The 16,678-nt window shown below is 48.4% G+C and carries 9 protein-coding genes; all 9 read left to right on the plus strand.

The window, feature by feature from the left end; all coding sequences use genetic code 11:
* Positions 1–43 precede the first annotated feature (43 nt).
* The 9 genes from BB497_11535 to BB497_11575 all read left to right on the plus strand — a co-directional run bounded on the left by BB497_11535 (position 44) and on the right by BB497_11575 (position 16,600).
* Positions 44–490 (plus strand): hypothetical protein, encoded by a 447-nt coding sequence (locus tag BB497_11535; GenBank protein ID AVI63280.1) that lies wholly within the window; start codon positions 44–46, stop codon positions 488–490.
* A gap of 203 nt (positions 491–693) precedes the next feature.
* Positions 694–2,175, plus strand: a complete 1,482-nt coding sequence (locus tag BB497_11540) for an AAA family ATPase (protein AVI63281.1) — start codon at positions 694–696, stop codon at positions 2,173–2,175.
* Entirely contained in the window at positions 2,172–5,918 is a 3,747-nt protein-coding gene (locus BB497_11545; GenBank protein AVI63282.1) for a type II restriction endonuclease, read from the plus strand. Before BB497_11540 ends, BB497_11545 begins: the two co-directional genes overlap by 4 nt.
* Before the next feature lie 122 nt (positions 5,919–6,040).
* A complete protein-coding gene (locus BB497_11550) occupies positions 6,041–8,089 on the plus strand; it encodes a hypothetical protein (GenBank protein AVI63283.1) in 2,049 nt (682 codons plus the stop codon).
* A gap of 14 nt (positions 8,090–8,103) precedes the next feature.
* A complete protein-coding gene (locus tag BB497_11555) occupies positions 8,104–9,819 on the plus strand; it encodes a GTP-binding protein (GenBank protein AVI63284.1) in 1,716 nt (571 codons plus the stop codon).
* Positions 9,820–10,108: 289 nt separating this feature from the next.
* On the plus strand, positions 10,109–10,492 hold the full coding sequence (locus BB497_11560; GenBank protein AVI63285.1) for a hypothetical protein: 384 nt from the start codon (positions 10,109–10,111) through the stop codon (positions 10,490–10,492).
* 34 nt (positions 10,493–10,526) lie between these two features.
* Positions 10,527–13,289, plus strand: a complete 2,763-nt coding sequence (locus BB497_11565; GenBank protein AVI63286.1) for a hypothetical protein — start codon at positions 10,527–10,529, stop codon at positions 13,287–13,289.
* Positions 13,286–14,689, plus strand: coding sequence for a hypothetical protein (locus BB497_11570; protein ID AVI63287.1), 1,404 nt, complete (start codon positions 13,286–13,288; stop codon positions 14,687–14,689). The genes BB497_11565 and BB497_11570 overlap by 4 nt, the downstream gene beginning before the upstream one ends.
* 120 nt (positions 14,690–14,809) lie before the next feature.
* Positions 14,810–16,600, plus strand: coding sequence for a hypothetical protein (locus tag BB497_11575; GenBank protein AVI63288.1), 1,791 nt, complete (start codon positions 14,810–14,812; stop codon positions 16,598–16,600).
* The last annotated feature ends 78 nt before the right edge of the window (positions 16,601–16,678 follow it).

Raw genomic sequence — 16,678 nt, forward strand, 5'->3', positions numbered from 1 at the left:
GGTTGGTTGGCAAAAACAGCAGCGTTGCTAAAAGGAGTGCCGCATGACACATAGCCTTTCTACCCGCGCCGACTATCAGGCCTGGCTGGGCAGCATTAAGCAGCGTGTGCAGTCTGCTCGTATGCGGGCAGCACTAGCGGCGAATGGCGAACTGATCGCACTCTACTACGAACTGGGCGCTCAGATTGTCGAACGAGAAACCCAGGCACAGTGGGGCAGTGGTTTTATTAACGCTTTCAGCAACGACCTACGCCACGCGTTTCCAGAGGTTGGTGGGTTTTCTCCCAAAAACCTGCGCTACTGTCGAGCTTTCTTCCGGTTTTACTGTGACCCTGCAATTTGGCAACAGGCTGTTGCCAAATTGGCCGACACGCCCTGGGCCGGTATAGATGCCGATCGTGCTGGCTTACTGGCCCAAACGCCCTGGGGGCATAATATCCAGATTTTCAGCAAATGCGCTGACCTAAGCGAAGCCCATGGGCGTCAGTGAATACAACCTGGTTGAGACCTTGCCAGACAACCTCAAAGGCTCGCTGCCCACCGTAGAAGAAATTGAACAAGATTTACGGCAGCGACAAGAGGGAATGGATGAATGATTTTTTGCCAGCCAGAGCGCATCACACACTGCTGTCCCGTGTTCTAGGACGCGGGACAAAGAAGCGGAAAGAAACATGAAAAGTCAACGAGGCACCTATGTCCACCGCGACCATTGAACAGCGCCTAAGCGAGCCAGAAGGTAAGCAGCTTGAGTTCAAGCGCGACCTGTCATCGCCCAAGCCCCTGATGAAAACCTTGGTCGCTTTTGCCAACACTGCAGGTGGCCAACTGATTATTGGTGTTGACGACGACGGCACGGTGCTAGGCGTGGATGATCCGCTGGATATGGAAGAGCGCCTTACCAGCATGATCGCGGATGCCATTCACCCTCGGCTACTGCCCAATATTGAACTGGTTAGCGTGGGTGAACATACCCTGGTGTGTATTGAGGTGTTTTTGAGTAGTGCTCGCCCCCACTTTTTCAAAGCGCTTGGCGAAGAAAACGGCGTGCTGGTGCGGCTCGGTTCTAGTAATCGGCAGGCGGGGTTGGCGCTCATCCATGAGATGCAGCGTCAAGCGAGCGGCACTACGTTTGACGTTCAGGCCATGCCCGAGCTGAGCCGTGACGACCTTGACCAAAACGCCATACAGCAAGCCTTTCGCAGCGAACAACCGCTTGATGACAACAAGTTACGAACATTACGGCTACTTGTCTCGTATCAAGGTCGTCTAGTACCCAGCGTGGGCGGAATTTTACTGTTTGGCCGCGAGCGCCAATGGCACTTTGAAGATGCCTGGATTCAGTGCGGGCGTTTTCGCGGTAACGATAAGGTCGAGATTTTCGACCAGACAGATATTCACGCGCCGCTACCCCAAGCGGTAGATGACATCGAGCTGTTTCTTAAAAAACATGCCTTTAAGCAGGCAGAGTTTGGTTCCATGCGCCGCCGCGATGTGTGGAGCATTCCACTGACCATCTTGCGTGAAGCGATTATTAACGCCTTGGTACACAGCGACTACTCCCAACGCGGCAGCCCCATACGCATTGCGTTTTATGACGACCGGATCGAGATTGAAAGCCCAGGACTACTGATGCCCGGCATGACCATTGAAGACATGAAACGCGGCGTCTCCATGATTCGCAACCCAGTGATTGCCCGTGTGTTTCGTGAGCTTGGGCTGATAGAGCAGTGGGGCAGCGGCGTGAAGCGTATTTTCTCGGAAGCCCAAGTCCAAGGGCTGCCTGAACCGCATATTGAAGAAATTGCCAATCGCGTGCGTTTGAGTATTCGGCTGGCAACGCCGGTTTCTATCCAGCAGTCAGCTTCAGTGACCCAGGCTGAGTCAGTGCAGTCAGAGTCACGGCTAGAGTCACGGCTAGAGTCACGGCTAGAGTCAGCGCTGGCAGCCAGAGTGCTGTTGATACTGCAGCAGGAGCCGCTGGGGAAAGCTGCCATGGCGCGTGAGCTGGGTCACAAGGGCGTTTCCGGTGAGCTCAATAAACAAGTAGGCAATTTACGCCAGCAGCAGCTGATCGAAATGACGCTGCCCGAAAAGCCCAATAGCCGCCTTCAACAATACCGCTTAACCCCTCAAGGCCAGCGCTTTTTGCAAGACACTTTTAAGGATTCACCATGAACACCGCCAACATCAAAAAATACGCACCCAAAGCCCGCGCCCGCTTTATCGACACCATGACGCGCCAGGCGGCCCGTGTGGGCATTAGCCCGGATGAAAATAGCCCAGATGGCAATGGCGGTGCGGTGATTGCCCCCTTGGAGCAAAAGGGCGACGTGTTGGTGATGACCGCCCAGGATGGCCAAACGCACACCGTGCCCGCCCACTTGAAAGGCGCACGGGAAGCGCTGGCCGCGTGGGTGCAGCGCGATGGCTTTACCCAAGCGATAGAGCAGGCCGCCTATAGCTGGTTCAACCGCCTGTGCGCCATTCGCTATATGGAGATTCACGGCTACCTGGACCACGGCCGCCGTGTGCTGAGTGGGGCAGGGGGCGAAGCCGGGCAGTTCCAGATTCTGGAGGAATGCTTAGAGGTAGACCTACCAGGGCTGGACACCGCCCGTGTGCGGGAACTCAAACTTGATGGCACCCAGGATGAAACCCTCTACCGCGAGCTGCTGCTGGCCCAGTGCCACGCCCTGCATGAGGCCATGCCGTTCCTGTTCGAACCGCTGGACGACGCCAGCGAACTGCTGCTGCCCAACAACCTGACCAAAACCGACTCGCTCATCCGCGAGCTGGTCGAAGCCATTCCTGAAGCCGACTGGCAGGATGTCGAAGTGATTGGTTGGCTCTACCAGTTCTACATCAGCGAGAAAAAAGACCAAGTGATCGGCAAGGTGGTGAAAAGCGAAGACATCCCCGCCGCCACTCAGCTGTTCACCCCCAACTGGATTGTGCAATACCTGGTGCAGAATTCGGTAGGCCGCCAGTGGCTGCAAACCTACCCTGCATCAACGCTCAAGGCCGAGATGCCGTACTACATCGAGCCCGCCGATCAGGAACCTGAGGTGCAGGCTCAGTTGGACGCCATCACCCCGGCCAGCCTCGACCCTGAAAGCATCAAGGTGCTCGACCCCGCCTGTGGCTCCGGCCACATTCTGGTGGAAGCCTACAACGTGTTGAAGGCGATCTACGAAGAGCGCGGCTACCGTACCCGCGACATCCCCCAGCTGATTCTGGAAAACAACCTGTTCGGCCTGGATATCGACGACCGCGCCGCCCAGCTGGCGGGCTTTGCGCTGTTGATGAAAGCCCGCGAAGACGACCGCCGCATTTTAACCCGCTTGGTTGATAACAAGGTGCGCCTGAACGTGTTGGCCATGCAAAGCAGCCAACACCTGGATGCCAATACCCTATGGCGCGATCTCAACCTCACCGGCGACTGGCACCAGGGCCAATCTCAAAGCCTTTTTGAAAGCGAACAGCAGAACCTTTCCAGCAACGACCGCACTTACAAGCTGATGGCCGACTTGATTGAGCGCTTTCAAGAAGCCAAAACCTTCGGCTCGCTGATTGAAGTACCCAATGAATGGGAAGCACCGCTGAAAGATCTGCTGGAGGAACTGAGCGAACTCACCAATAGCGGCGATATGATGCAGAAAGCCGCCGCCCAGCGGTTGTTACCCATTGTGCAGCAGGCTTGGGTGTTGGCGCAGCGCTATGATGCGGTGGTGGCGAACCCGCCCTATATGGGCAGTAAAGGCATGAACAAGGCGCTGAAGGATTACGCCAAAAAAGCCTACCCAAGCAGTAAGTCAGATTTGTTCGCGATTTTTATGGAGCACGCCTTTAGCCTACTAGCACCGCAGGGTTACAACGCCCAGATCAATATGCAGGCGTGGATGTTCCTTTCCAGCTACGAAAAACTGCGTGAATGGCTGCTGGATAACACCACCATTATCACTATGGCGCACCTGGGTGGCAGAGCCTTTGACAGCATTAGCGGCGAAGTCGTCTCGGCCACCGCCTTTGTGATGGAGAAAATCGCCAAGCCGGATTATCAGGGTGCCTACCTGCGGCTGGTGGACGGGAAATTTGAAGCCGAGAAAAAGGGCGCACTCCTCGAAGCCATTCAGAATCGCGACTGCGGCTGGTGCTATGACGCCAAGCCGGATGATTTCAAGAAGATTCCGGGGAGTCCGGTGGCTTATTGGCTTAGTGGAAAAATTGCTAATGTTTTTGATGAACAAAGCATTGGTCTTCAAAAGAATATTAATGCAGCAGTTGGGTTGTTTACATGTAATAACGCGATTTTTATGAGATATTGGTATGAAGTCTCTTTGTCTGGCATTGATTTAAATGCTACTAAGGAAAGCGATTTTTTAGAAAGAAAATGGGTTCCTTATAATAAAGGTGGTTCATTTAGAAGATGGTTTGGAAATATTGAACATATTGTTAATTATTACGACCATGGTAAGCTGATTCGAGAATATCGAAAGGAGTCAGGTCAGTCATACTCATTGCCTGGCGCAATCAACTATTTTAAAGAGGCTGTTACCTGGACTGATCTGACCAGTGGTTATCTTTCCATGCGATACATGCCTAGTGGCTGTATTTACGATGTCTCCGGGCACGCGGCAACATTTTCATCAAATTCTGAACTATATAAAATATTAGGGTACTGCAATACAAAGTTTGTCGAGAAAAGCAGTAAGGTTATTAATACATCATTTCATTTTCAAATCGGTGACTTTAAAAGGCTTCCTCATCCATCAAAGCTAAGTATTTTGAAAAATGAAATCGTCAAAAGATTAATCACAATTTCTAAAGCGGATTGGGAAGCATATGAGAATTCATGGAGCTTTACCTTCCTGCCTCTCCTTAGACAAGGAGGCTGTCAATTGGCCTCAATTGAGACTGCTTACGGAACTTTACGTGCTGAATGGCACGAAACAACTTTAGAGATGCAAAAGCTTGAGGAAGAAAACAATCACGATTTTATCGAATCATATGAATTGCAAGACGAGCTAACGTCAGAAGTCCCTCCAGAAGAAATTTCTCTTTCTTGCAACCCGCACTATCGGTATGGCGGGAATCGCAGCGAGGAAGAGCTGGAAACTTTGCTCCAGTGCGATACCTTGAAAGAGCTGCTCAGTTATGCCATCGGCTGCATGATGGGCCGCTACTCGCTGGATAAGCCCGGACTAATCCTTGCCAGCCAGGGCGAAACCGTCTGCGATTACCTTGCCCAGATCCCCGAGCCCAGCTTCGCCCCGGATGGTAACGCCATCATTCCGCTCACTGATCAGGAGTGGTTTCCCGACGATGCCACCAACCGTTTCCGCGACTTCGTGCGCACTGTATGGGGCGACGACTCTTTACCAAATGGCCGCAGCGCTCTGCAAGAAAACCTCGAATTCGTCGCCGAAAGCCTCTGCCTGCACGCCATCAAGCCGAAGAAAGGCGAAGCTGCGCTGGAAACCATCCGCCGCTACCTCAGCACACAATTCTTCAAAGACCACCTGCGCACCTACAAGAAACGCCCCATCTACTGGCTGTTTTCCTCCGGCAAGCAGAAAGCCTTCGAGTGCCTAGTCTACCTGCACCGCTACAACGAAAGCACCCTCGCCGAGATGCGCACCGACTACGTCATCCCGCTCACCACCAAGCTCGCCAGCTACGTGGAAAAGCTAGAACAAGACAAAGACGCCAGCACCTCCGCCGCCGAGACGAAACGCATCGAAAAAGAATTAAGCAAGCTCTACAAACAGCAAGCAGAACTCAACACCTTCGACGAGAAGCTGCGTCACTATGCCGACCAACGTATCTCGCTGGATCTGGATGATGGTGTGAAGGTGAATTATGGGAAGTTCGGGGATTTGTTGGCGGAAGTGAAGGTGGTGGTTGGTAAAGATGCATAGCTCATCTTCTTTTATCTAGAACCTTATAACTTGATTATTCAGGCATTGAAGACCATGAGAGAAGAGGTTTTACAGTGACAGCGTATCAAAAATATCTAGAGTCACTACATAGTTGCCGAACGATGGCGAGCAGCGAATACAAGGCATCTCAAGAATTTCTCAGTCGTTGTGACACGGCAATAAATGATTTGAGCATAGACCTTAAGCGAGTTGTTGATTATGCAAGCGGTTCTTTAGCCACAACTAGCGAGCTTAGAGTTGGCCTTCAGAGTATCAAGGATGACCTGGATAAGGAATACGAAGCATTAGAAGAAAAGCGCAATTACAGCCTGAAAAACCAGAAAAAAAGGTTGGGTTTTTTTAATGTCATGTTGTTTGGGAAAACCATGTCAGGCAAGAGCACTATACGAGAAGCAATCACTCATGGTGATGGAAGTACGATAGGTAAGGGTGCGCAGAGAACAACACGTGATGTAAAAGAATACGAATGGAATAATTTACGCATTATTGACACCCCAGGTTTTGGGGCCTATGACGGAAAAGAAGATACTGAGATAGCAAGGGAGATATTGGAGCTATCGGATGTTGTATTGTTTTTGCTAAATAGTGACAGTATCCAAGATACTACTTTCACTGAGCTTGAGCATGTTTATAATTTAAACAAGCCTCTCATATTTGTTATGAATATGAAGAAGGATTTAGAGAGTGAAGGCAATCGGCGTAGAGCGCTTAAAAATCCAGCTAAATATATCTATAAAGAAGACGTTATAAATGGTCATGTTGAAAGATTAAAAGATTTGGCTAGTCGAGCTGGAATGAATCCAAATAATATAAGTGTAGTTGCCATTCATGCTCAATCAGCCTTCCTCGCTAATAAGATGCAGGGAGAAGAGTCTAGGCAACTGCATGAACTAAGTAACATCGATTTGCTGTTAAAGAAACTCCAGAAAGAAGTGGAAGTTAGCGGCCCTGTAAGACGCGTGCAAACTTTTCTAGATTCTACTCTTCATCATATTGATACACAGAGAATTATTCTGCTCAGTCAGCGTGATAGACTTGATAAATTGCTTGAGCAGTACGAATCAAGTTTAGGTAGGGTGTCTCAATGGCAGTCTAAGGTAGAGCGTGACTTACCCAAACGCTTGGCTCAGGAAGTTGACTCTGCTTTCAAGCCCCTTGTTAATTCAATTGCTGATTTTGTGGATGATCATATCGAAAGCAAAAATGCAAATACGCAATGGGAGATGCATTGTAAGAGGTTCGATATACCTAATAAAGTTGAGCAGGCAACTAAAGATGTCGTGGAGGAAGTTGTAGTCGAGATTAATGAATTTAAAAAAGAAATGAAGGAGAGTTTAGATGTTACTCTATCGTTTGAGATTTCACATAAGGGCGGAAGTTTTAACGAAGCTGATTATAGAAGAATAAATGGGTGGGGTGCTGCTATAACCTCAGTTGTAAGTTCTGTTGCTTTTTTTAACTCTTGGAATCCAGTGGGTTGGGCTGCTTTAGGCATTGTTGTTGTGTTTAGTATTTTTTCATTTTTTTCTGATGGTCGTGACAAAAAACTTAAGGAAGCAAAGTCAAAGCAGAGAAAGAGCCTTCTTGAAGAGGTTGAGAAAAGTAAGTCTAAAACAAAAAAAAGTCTCATGATGTGGTTTGAAAAAGAAATAAAAAAAGAGTTAGTTAGTCCAGCTAAAAACAATTTACTTGTGTTATGTGGCTCTATAAAAGAGATCTCTAAAAATCTTGAAGAAAAAGAGGAGAAAATAAATAATGTGGCTCAAGAGATAAATATAAGACTATTGCATAAGGTTGCATTTATCATAACTGGCGAGCACTTTAAAATTCCCAGAGTGAAAAAAATAGTCAGAGTCCCTGGCTATGCGTGCTATTTCATCGTTGATGGTTATTTTAGGGACTCATCGCTTTTGCGGTCATTGGGCTTGACAATGAGAGAAAATGTACGAGTAGTATATGATAAAGATATAAAAAGTAAGATTTTACACTTATACCGCGGTCTTGTTGAAGAAGTTAGTGTTTTCGATGAGAAATCTGTTGAAATCCGTGTAAAGAAAGATAACGTGGGCAAGGTTATTGGAAAAGACCATAGAAGAATAAAAATGGTTGCTGCCCTTTGTTCATGCCAAATTAATATTATTAGCGATTAACCTGGAGTAAGAAAATGACGGATATTTTTTATAGCATATTCACAAATAAAGTTGATGAACTTGGCGGTCGTGTAGTCAAATTGTTAGGAAGTGTCGATGGTAACGGGGATCTATCGACCTTAGATAAGGGTTCCTCGCGTCTTAGCATAGTATTTGCGGGGCAGTATAGCGCAGGAAAGTCTTCTTTAATAAAGATGCTAACGAGCAATGACAGTGTAAAAATTGGCGCAGGTGTAACAACCGACTCTGTTGCAGAGTACAGATACAACTCTCTATCAATCTGGGATACACCAGGTATTTTAGCAGGGCAATGTGAAGACCACGATGTAAAAGCACTTGATGCAATTGATAGAGCAGATCTCATTGCTTATGTAATCACCAATGAGCTTTTTGATGATGTCGTGGGCGCTTCTTTCCGGAACCTTTGTTTCGAAAAAGGTCGAGCTAATGAGTTGATGATAATCATTAACAAATTTGAAAGCGATGCGGCCAACAAAGCAACAAAGATTTCTGGAATAACGAAGGTTTTAGAACCAAAAATACCAGAAGATTTTCCTATTGTTTTTACGGATGCAGAGTCCTACTTTGATGCTTTAGATGAAGAGGATGAAGAAGAACGCAAAGAGCTAATAGCGATCTCAAATCGTGATGGATTTATTAAAGAAATTGATAGCTTTGTTGCTAGAAAAGGAATTTATTCAAGACTTACCACGCCACTTCAAACATATCAAAATAAATTGCAAGATAGAGTTGACAGCTTGACTATTGACAACCCTTTGAGTAGAGGTGTTGTTAGTGTTTTGAGTCAATATAAGCGAATTTTCAACAACAATAAGCGTGATTATCAAAAGAAAGTACGGGCAATCCTTGACGATTTTGATGTTCGCGTTATAGAAAATGGCAATCAACTTGCTGACTCCATTGGTAATGACTCTGACGAATTTCAAAAAACTCAAGATCAAGCAATATATGAGTGTGAAAAACTTACAGATTCTGCAATGGAAAGCATTAAAGAAGTTTCTATTGAAATCGTTGAAGACTTGGAAAAAGAGCTAGCAGATCTTACTACAACACCAGCTGCCATCAAAGTTATGGAGGCTCTAAGAGAAGCTAAAGAGTTTGACCTAAGGTCAGGCGAAAGTGATTTAAGTGGTTTTTCAAGTAATGACCCATTAGTGCTAAGCAATGCGCTTACAAAAGGCCTTTTAACTTCAGCAGAAAAAGGGTTCTCTGTTGTTTCTAAGAGTGCAATAAGTGCATCTGGTAAGTCTGGTTTAGGGGGAGTCTCGGGTAGCCAACTTCACGACATAGTAAAAGGCGTTGGGAAGCTGTTCAACTATAAGTTTGGTCCATGGGAAGCCGTGAAAATTGCCGATAAGATCGGCAAAGGAGCAAAGTTTCTTGGCCCAGCAATGGCAGTCGTAGGTGTTGGTATGCAAATCCTTGATGATTATCAGAAAGCTGAGCATGAGAAAAAAATCTTGCAAATTAGGCGTGATATTCGGAAAGGGTTTCGTGAGTATGCAAAAAGTACAAAAGATGTGTTTGATGAACAGGTTTTAACCTTTATTGCCTCTGCTTTTTTAGAACCGATCAGTGAAATCGATAAATCTTTAGGCGAAATTAGAAGTCAGGCCGAAAATAGTACGGAGCTATCTGAAGAAATCACATCACTGTTAAATGAGGTCAAAGCCCTCAGGTATGAAATCCAGGACGCCTATGAATCATGAAGAGCTGCCTCATGGAGTTTTTCATACCTGCTTCCGTGATGTCGGCGGTAAGTAACTTTACTGTGTTCAATCGGCAAGGAGACTAGATGCAGCGCGACCAACTCCAGTAGGGGCTTCAGTACGCCTTCTTCACTGACATGCATCGGATTGTATTCTGGTACGACGCCCCGGGCCATTTGCCGATGCACTGCCCGAACTGTCACTCAACAGTGTGCAGATACTCAATATGGCGCGGTAGTCGACCCTGGGCGTAAAAACGCGCCTGGAGCTGGATGAGCTAGAGGCGCCGATGCTGCTCTACTTCCCTCGCGCTGAACTCGCGTTCGAGGAGGACTGGCTGTTGGATACCTTTCGCCGCTACAACGAAAGCACCCTGGCGGAGATGCGCACCGACTACTTCATTCCGCTCACTACCAAGCTCGCCAGCTACGTGGAAAAGCTAGAGCAAGACAAAGAGGCCAGCACTTCCGCCGCCGAAGCGAAAGCGATTGAGAAAGAGCTAAGCAAGCTTTATAAACAACAAGCTGAAATCAACACCTTCGACGATAAGCTCCACCACTACGCCGACCAACGCATCTCGCTGGATCTGGATGACGGCGTGAAGGTGAATTACGGGAAGTTTGGGGGTTTGTTGGCGGAAGTGAAGACCGTGACGGGCGAAAAGGCAGGCTAATAATACCTTTGCCGAAAATTAAGGAATTGCAAGGATGGCATTGAAGGCATATCGCGGGAGACAATTTGATCACACACATGAAAACAAGGCATTCGACCGACTGTACGATGCTCTTAGCATGCATTGTCTGTCCACCAATCAAGATTGGCGCTTGTTAGCCAATTTTTACGTTGGTGGCCGGGAACTAGATGCGCTGGTCATAAAGCCCAACGCGCTGATCATTATTGATTTCAAGGCGTTCAGTGGAACCCTGGCGTTTTCTGAAAGCGGGCCATGGGTGATGACTAATGAGTCCGGCCATAGCGTGGAAGTTAAAGGCGGTGCCAGCGTTAACCCACTACGCCAGCTTACGATCAATAAACATGCCCTGATCGACTTTCTTAGTCGCAACATGGCTGATCTCAATACCGCTTGTAACTGGCGGCATACTGCAGCATTGGTCGTTTTTGAGGGAGCGGTAGAGTTTGATGCAGGCCACCTACCCGGTGGCATCAAACCTTGGTTTCATATCACTGATGAACGTCAGCTTGTGAGAGATCTGGACGCCATCGTTAGCAAGGAAATTTCGCTTCCTCCGACAGGTATCGAGCGAATGATCAAGCAGCTGGGTATTGAGCACTATGAACCAGCTGGCGTACCCGACGTGAGACTATTGGGTGAAAGGCTGGAAAATACGAGCACAAACGCTGCTTTCACACATAAACAAAGCGTGCTCCTACAGCAGTTACGTCACTGGTTACAGAATGCGACCGGTTTATTCCGTTTAGCTGGCATGGCTTCAACGGGGAAGCGCTTTCTATTTCCCCACGTAGTAGAGGAAATTGGCGCTGCTGGATACGAAGTGCTGCTTCTTACTCCCAGTGCGCGGTTATCCGGTACTTATCATCATCCGCAGGCACAACCCACATCCATATATACTTGGCTATATAGCCGTGAACCAGATAATTTTGAGATCATAAATGACCGCAAAATCGGTGTTCACAAAATAAAACAAGGCTTATTGTCGCCACGCCAGATTCCTGTTCTTGTTGATGCACACCTGCTGAGTGACGAAGAATTCAGCACAACCGACAGGCGTTATGGTTCTGGTCATTTGATTCAGGATTTTCTGTCAGTAATAGAGTCGTATAAAGCCCCATTTGTGGTCATCGGCGACCCATACCAGACTCCGCGTGGCTCGCAGCAACGTAGCCTGATGAGTGATAGCTTGTTGGAATATCGGCAGTTGTCTGTAGTGGGGGAGCTATTGTCTGAACAGGTTGTGCCTGATCCGCAAGATGCGTTGAGTCAGTTTCAATCCCACTTAGTCAGCCGCGTGATCAACACCCGGTTCAACTCTCTGCCCCGTGTTGTCGGAAAGCGATTGCAGATCCAGCATGAGGGCAACAAGGCTAACTGGGAGCCAGATGTCAGTAATGTGTGCGCGGAATCCATACTGCTTTGTGCTACTCATGAACAAAGCCGTAAAATCAACGCTGCTGTTAAAACCAGAATTTTGGGCCACACAAGTCCATTACGACTGGGTATCAGGGATCGGGTCGATTTCTACAACCGTACACCGATCATTGCTGCTGATTCTGAAACTTGGGCGAGCTCTGAACTGCGCTGGATAAGTGCTGGTGAAATAGCGCTTATTGATGGTGTCGATGAGGGTATTGAAACACATAGTGTGCAGTTACGCGGAAGAAGCAAGCCTACCGACCTGCGCTTCCAGCTTGCTCACTGTCGTTTACCCGGTGTCGGTGAGGTAACGTTCCGTTATCTGATAGATTTCTACGAAGCAGAGCGTCCTGAGCTGACCACAGACCAAGTGCTTGCATTACAGGTACTGGCCCGTCAGCTTGCCAAACCATTGCTAGCTGAACAGAAGGCAAGGCTGCCAGATAAGAAAGATCCGGCCTACGCGGAAGCCCGTGCAAGCTATGACCGTTACGAATACAAGGTTCTCCAAGCCCAGGGTTACGCGACTGCTGCTCTGATTCGCCCTGCGCATGTCATGACGCTGCATAGAGCTCAGGGGCGACATTGGCCCTGTGTGTGGGTGAACGCATCCCGCAGCTCTTCGGGTGGGAAACCTAACAATGCTGACTATTTTCGTTGGCTATACACTGCCTCTACCATCGCTGAAGAACAGCTGGTCGTTCGACAGATGCCTGCGCTCACACCCTTGATTTACGCCACTGTTAGCCGAGCCCATGATCTCCGAGTAGGGCCGTTTGCCGTCAATGCAGGACTGTTCTACGACTCTGCTCGGCAGCCGAAAGAGCAAGAAGCATTTATTGTTCCACCCCCAGGATTTAGCGATATCGAGTTATTGCCACTGCTGCTGGCTTTGCGCGAGCGCCTGGAGAAATCAGCATGGCGCATTGGAGAGTGGAACGAGTATCCATTTCAGGTGGTAGTTAAATTCATTGAGCGCGATCAGCAAGCTAATGTCGCCGTACGCCTTCACTACGACAAGAAGAAAACTATCACCACAAAGGTCTTCATCTGTGGTAATCCAGAAGATCAAACAATCATTGATAAGCTGATTGTTGAGCCATTTAAAGCCCAAAGTCCTGCTCTGCAAGACGCCTTTGATGCAGTTTTAGAAAAACTGACGCTTCATGGTTTCAGCCTTGCTCATGCCAGCGAAAGTGCTTATCTCCTTCAACTGGTATTTGTAGGAGGCGAAGACGCTGTAGATGTACATATCAATGCAGATAAACGAGGTATGGTTAGCTCCATACGAATTAGCCGAGCAACTTCAGAAAAAGCGATCACTCGCTTTACCAATGCTATGGAGGCCCTAGCATGAGTATCTTTGACGATATCAGGGAGCTCAAATCAAACAATAATTTAGAGGGAGCCTGGCAGGCTGGCTATCAGGTGTTACAGCAAGATAAGAACAATGAATTTTTGAAAACATCGCTATTCTGGGTGATCTATGCGGCACTAAAATTGAAAGCAGAGCCTATCAAATCACGTGAAAACAATACTCCACGACCATCTGAACAACAGGCGATCGATCTGTGGGCGTCACGCATATCTGACTTGGAGCTTACCCTGCCGAGCGATAACATTGATTTCAGGTTATGGAATCTTTTCAACAAGATCGGAAAGTTTTGTGAACCTATTTGCTCCTTTATATTGATGTCTGGGAGTAAGCTATTTAATGCTGACGACCATAAGCCCTTTGTTACCGACAAAGGCGAATCACCCAGCACCGTTCAGAAGCTGGCTAGAATGGTTGCTGCATGCTACCTGCTTAACAGTGAAGGAAGCACATTGTCAGCGCCTCGGATCGTAGCGTTTCTCAAATATGCTGAAGAGGTCGCGGACGATTCGCCTGCAGGAAAGGTCTGGCTAGCGTACGACAAGGCCAAAGTCTATTTGCAGGCCGATGAACTGCAAAGGGCGAGAGACGCATATCTGACAGTTCTTCAACGTAAGCGCAATGAGTCATGGGCCTGGTTTGGCCTAGCGAAGACTTATGAAGATGAGCCTTATGTTGCAATCAAACTTCTGGCAAATGGATTATCTTCTGCCCATGACCCGAAATTCAGTATCCAGGGCCTGGTTCAGATCGCCGAGCGATTCCATGAGATCGGAGAGAACGAGAACGCATCTAAGGCACTGAGTAAGCTGTTGGAGATATACAGCCAGAATGGATGGACGCCCCGGGATAATATCTTGGAGTTGACCTCATCCCCCTGGTTCGATGCCTCAGTTGATTACAGTGACTTTGATGCAATTACTCGTAGCTTATCGACAGGCGCTGAGCAATACACTATTGCCAAGCCACAGCGTTATGCCGGCATTCTGCGAAATGTCCATGCCTCTTTAAAAGGCGCGAATATTTACGTATCCCGTGATATGACACTTTCTGCGAGAAAAGGCGTTTTTCCCAAGCGTAATTTTCCCGAGCCAGGCACGCCCCTTGAGGTGCTCTGCGATTTATCCTCAGATAAACCCGAGGTAGTGTCAGTGAACATTGGCGACCATTTTGAATCCCCTGATATTCGTTTATTTGACGGCACACTAAGCGTTACCGATAGAGGGTTTGGCTTTGTGAATGGCGATATATTTGTTCATGCATCTCTGGCATCTACACAAACAGATAACTGCCAAGCGAAGGGCGTTGCAGTAGCCGCTTTTGATAAAGCGAAAAATAAGTATGGCTGGAGAGCTATCAGTCTCCACTCTAAAGATGGCTAGCGTCAAGATCCGGAAAAAAATCACACGCATCTAAGATCAAGTCGTTTTGAAAGCTTTATGCGCGCTAGGTGACATGGATAAAGCTATCCGGCAACAATACAAGCGCAACAAGGATCAGGCATGGCCAAATACGAAGTAAAACAGACCGCAGTAAGCCAAGTTTTGGCGGATGTGCGCAGCGACAAGATTGCCATCCCGGAGCTGCAACGGCCATTCGTGTGGAAAACATCCCAGGTACGCGACCTGATGGATTCTTTATATAACGGCTATCCGGTGGGCTACCTGATCACTTGGCAGTCAGTAGGCGCCAAGCTGAAAGGCGGCGACGTGGCGGCTCATCAACAGATTTTGATTGACGGCCAGCAGCGGGTAACAGCACTGCGTGCAGCGGTGGCGGGGCAGCCGGTGGTGGGCAAGCGCTACCAGAAAAAGCGCATTGCCATCGCGTTCAACCCGTTGAACGAGGAGTTTGCTACACGCACCCCGGCAATCAGTAATAGCAGCCAGTGGATTCACGATATTAGCGAGTTTTTCTCGGGCACTAGCCAGCTGACCTTTCTACGTCACTATTTTGACAAGAACCCCGGTGTCGATGAGGGGCAGGTCGAGGCTGCGGTAGCGAAGCTCGCAGGTATTGAACACGCCCAGGTCGGTGTGATCTCTCTTAACGATGATTTGGATGTGGAAACGGTCGCTGAGATATTTGTGCGTATCAACGCCAAGGGCGTTCCACTTTCCAGCGCCGACTTCGTCATGAGCAAGATCGCCACCTATGGCGATGAAGGGCGCAACCTGCGTAAGCTGATTGATTATTTTTGCCATCTCACTGTGTCCGGTCACGCCTTCGACGACATCCGCGCTAACGATGAAGAATTTGCCGCCTCGCCACACTTGGACAAGATCCAGTGGCTCAAGCGCCAGTCAGATGAGTTGTTTCAACCAGAATACACCGATGTGATCCGCATTGCAGGGCTGGTGGGCTTCAGCCGTGGCAAGGCCGGAGCGATTGTCAGCGAGCTTTCCGGTCTCGATCCAGAAACTCGCAAGATTGACGAAAGCCGCATCCCCGCTGCTTATGCGCGGTTTTCCGACGCGCTGGATCAATTGGTGCGCAAGACTCACCTTGAACGCTTTGTGATGATGATTAAGTCGGCGGGCTTTATCGACGCTAGCATGATTGGCTCGAAGAACGCACTGAACTTCGCCTACGCGCTGTATTTGCGGCTGCGCAACGACGACCAGCTGAGCGAGGGCGAGCGGGCGCGTATCGTCAAACGTTGGTTCGTGATGACACTACTCACCGGCCGTGCGGTGGGTAGTTTCGAATCAACCTGGGAAACCGACCTGCGCCGGATTAGCGAACACGGCGCTGATGGCTACCTGCGCATTCTGGAAGAATCAGAGCTTGGCGATGGCTTCTGGAAAGTGGCCTTGTTGCAGGAACTGGTATCACCTAGCAAGCGTAGTCCAGCGTTCCAAATTTACTTAGCAGCGCTAGTTAGCAAGGGTGTCCGCGGGTTTTTGTCGAAGTCGATAAATGTTGCTCAGATGATCGAAGGGCATGGTGATATGCATCATATTGTTCCTAAGAATTATTTGATTAAGAATGGCTTCCCAAAACAGGGTGACTACAACCAAGTAGCCAACTTTGCGCTGACGGAAACACCCATCAATATCGCTATTAAAGACTATCCCCCGCAAACCTATATGGCCAAGGTGAAGGCACAATGTGACACCGGTGAGCTAACGTTAGGTGAAATCACTCATCAGGCAGACCTTCAAGCTAACCTGAGAGAGAACGCTATCCCGGACTTTCTGGACACCGTCACTGCTTACAACTACCGAGATTTTCTCGCGGCGCGTCGCAAGCTAATGGCGCAGATGATCCGTCATTACTATGAGGCGTTGTGAACTCCTAGCGCACAATATATTGCGCCGAGCTAATTATTCTCTTTAGTGCAATATTGGGTTACTTATGCGTCAACAATG

It is taken from the genome of Halomonas sp. GFAJ-1 (genome assembly GCA_002966495.1).
Classification (GTDB): domain Bacteria; phylum Pseudomonadota; class Gammaproteobacteria; order Pseudomonadales; family Halomonadaceae; genus Vreelandella.

What these genes read in the sequence shown, in the direction of transcription:
- BB497_11535 (AVI63280.1), top strand. Translation starts at nt 44, where the DNA reads ATGACACATAGCCTTTCTACCCGCGCCGACTATCAGGCCTGGCTGGGC.
- BB497_11540 (AVI63281.1), top strand. Translation starts at nt 694, where the DNA reads ATGTCCACCGCGACCATTGAACAGCGCCTAAGCGAGCCAGAAGGTAAG.
- BB497_11545 (AVI63282.1), top strand. Translation starts at nt 2,172, where the DNA reads ATGAACACCGCCAACATCAAAAAATACGCACCCAAAGCCCGCGCCCGC.
- BB497_11550 (AVI63283.1), top strand. Translation starts at nt 6,041, where the DNA reads ATGGCGAGCAGCGAATACAAGGCATCTCAAGAATTTCTCAGTCGTTGT.
- BB497_11555 (AVI63284.1), top strand. Translation starts at nt 8,104, where the DNA reads ATGACGGATATTTTTTATAGCATATTCACAAATAAAGTTGATGAACTT.
- BB497_11560 (AVI63285.1), top strand. Translation starts at nt 10,109, where the DNA reads ATGCTGCTCTACTTCCCTCGCGCTGAACTCGCGTTCGAGGAGGACTGG.
- BB497_11565 (AVI63286.1), top strand. Translation starts at nt 10,527, where the DNA reads ATGGCATTGAAGGCATATCGCGGGAGACAATTTGATCACACACATGAA.
- BB497_11570 (AVI63287.1), top strand. Translation starts at nt 13,286, where the DNA reads ATGAGTATCTTTGACGATATCAGGGAGCTCAAATCAAACAATAATTTA.
- BB497_11575 (AVI63288.1), top strand. Translation starts at nt 14,810, where the DNA reads ATGGCCAAATACGAAGTAAAACAGACCGCAGTAAGCCAAGTTTTGGCG.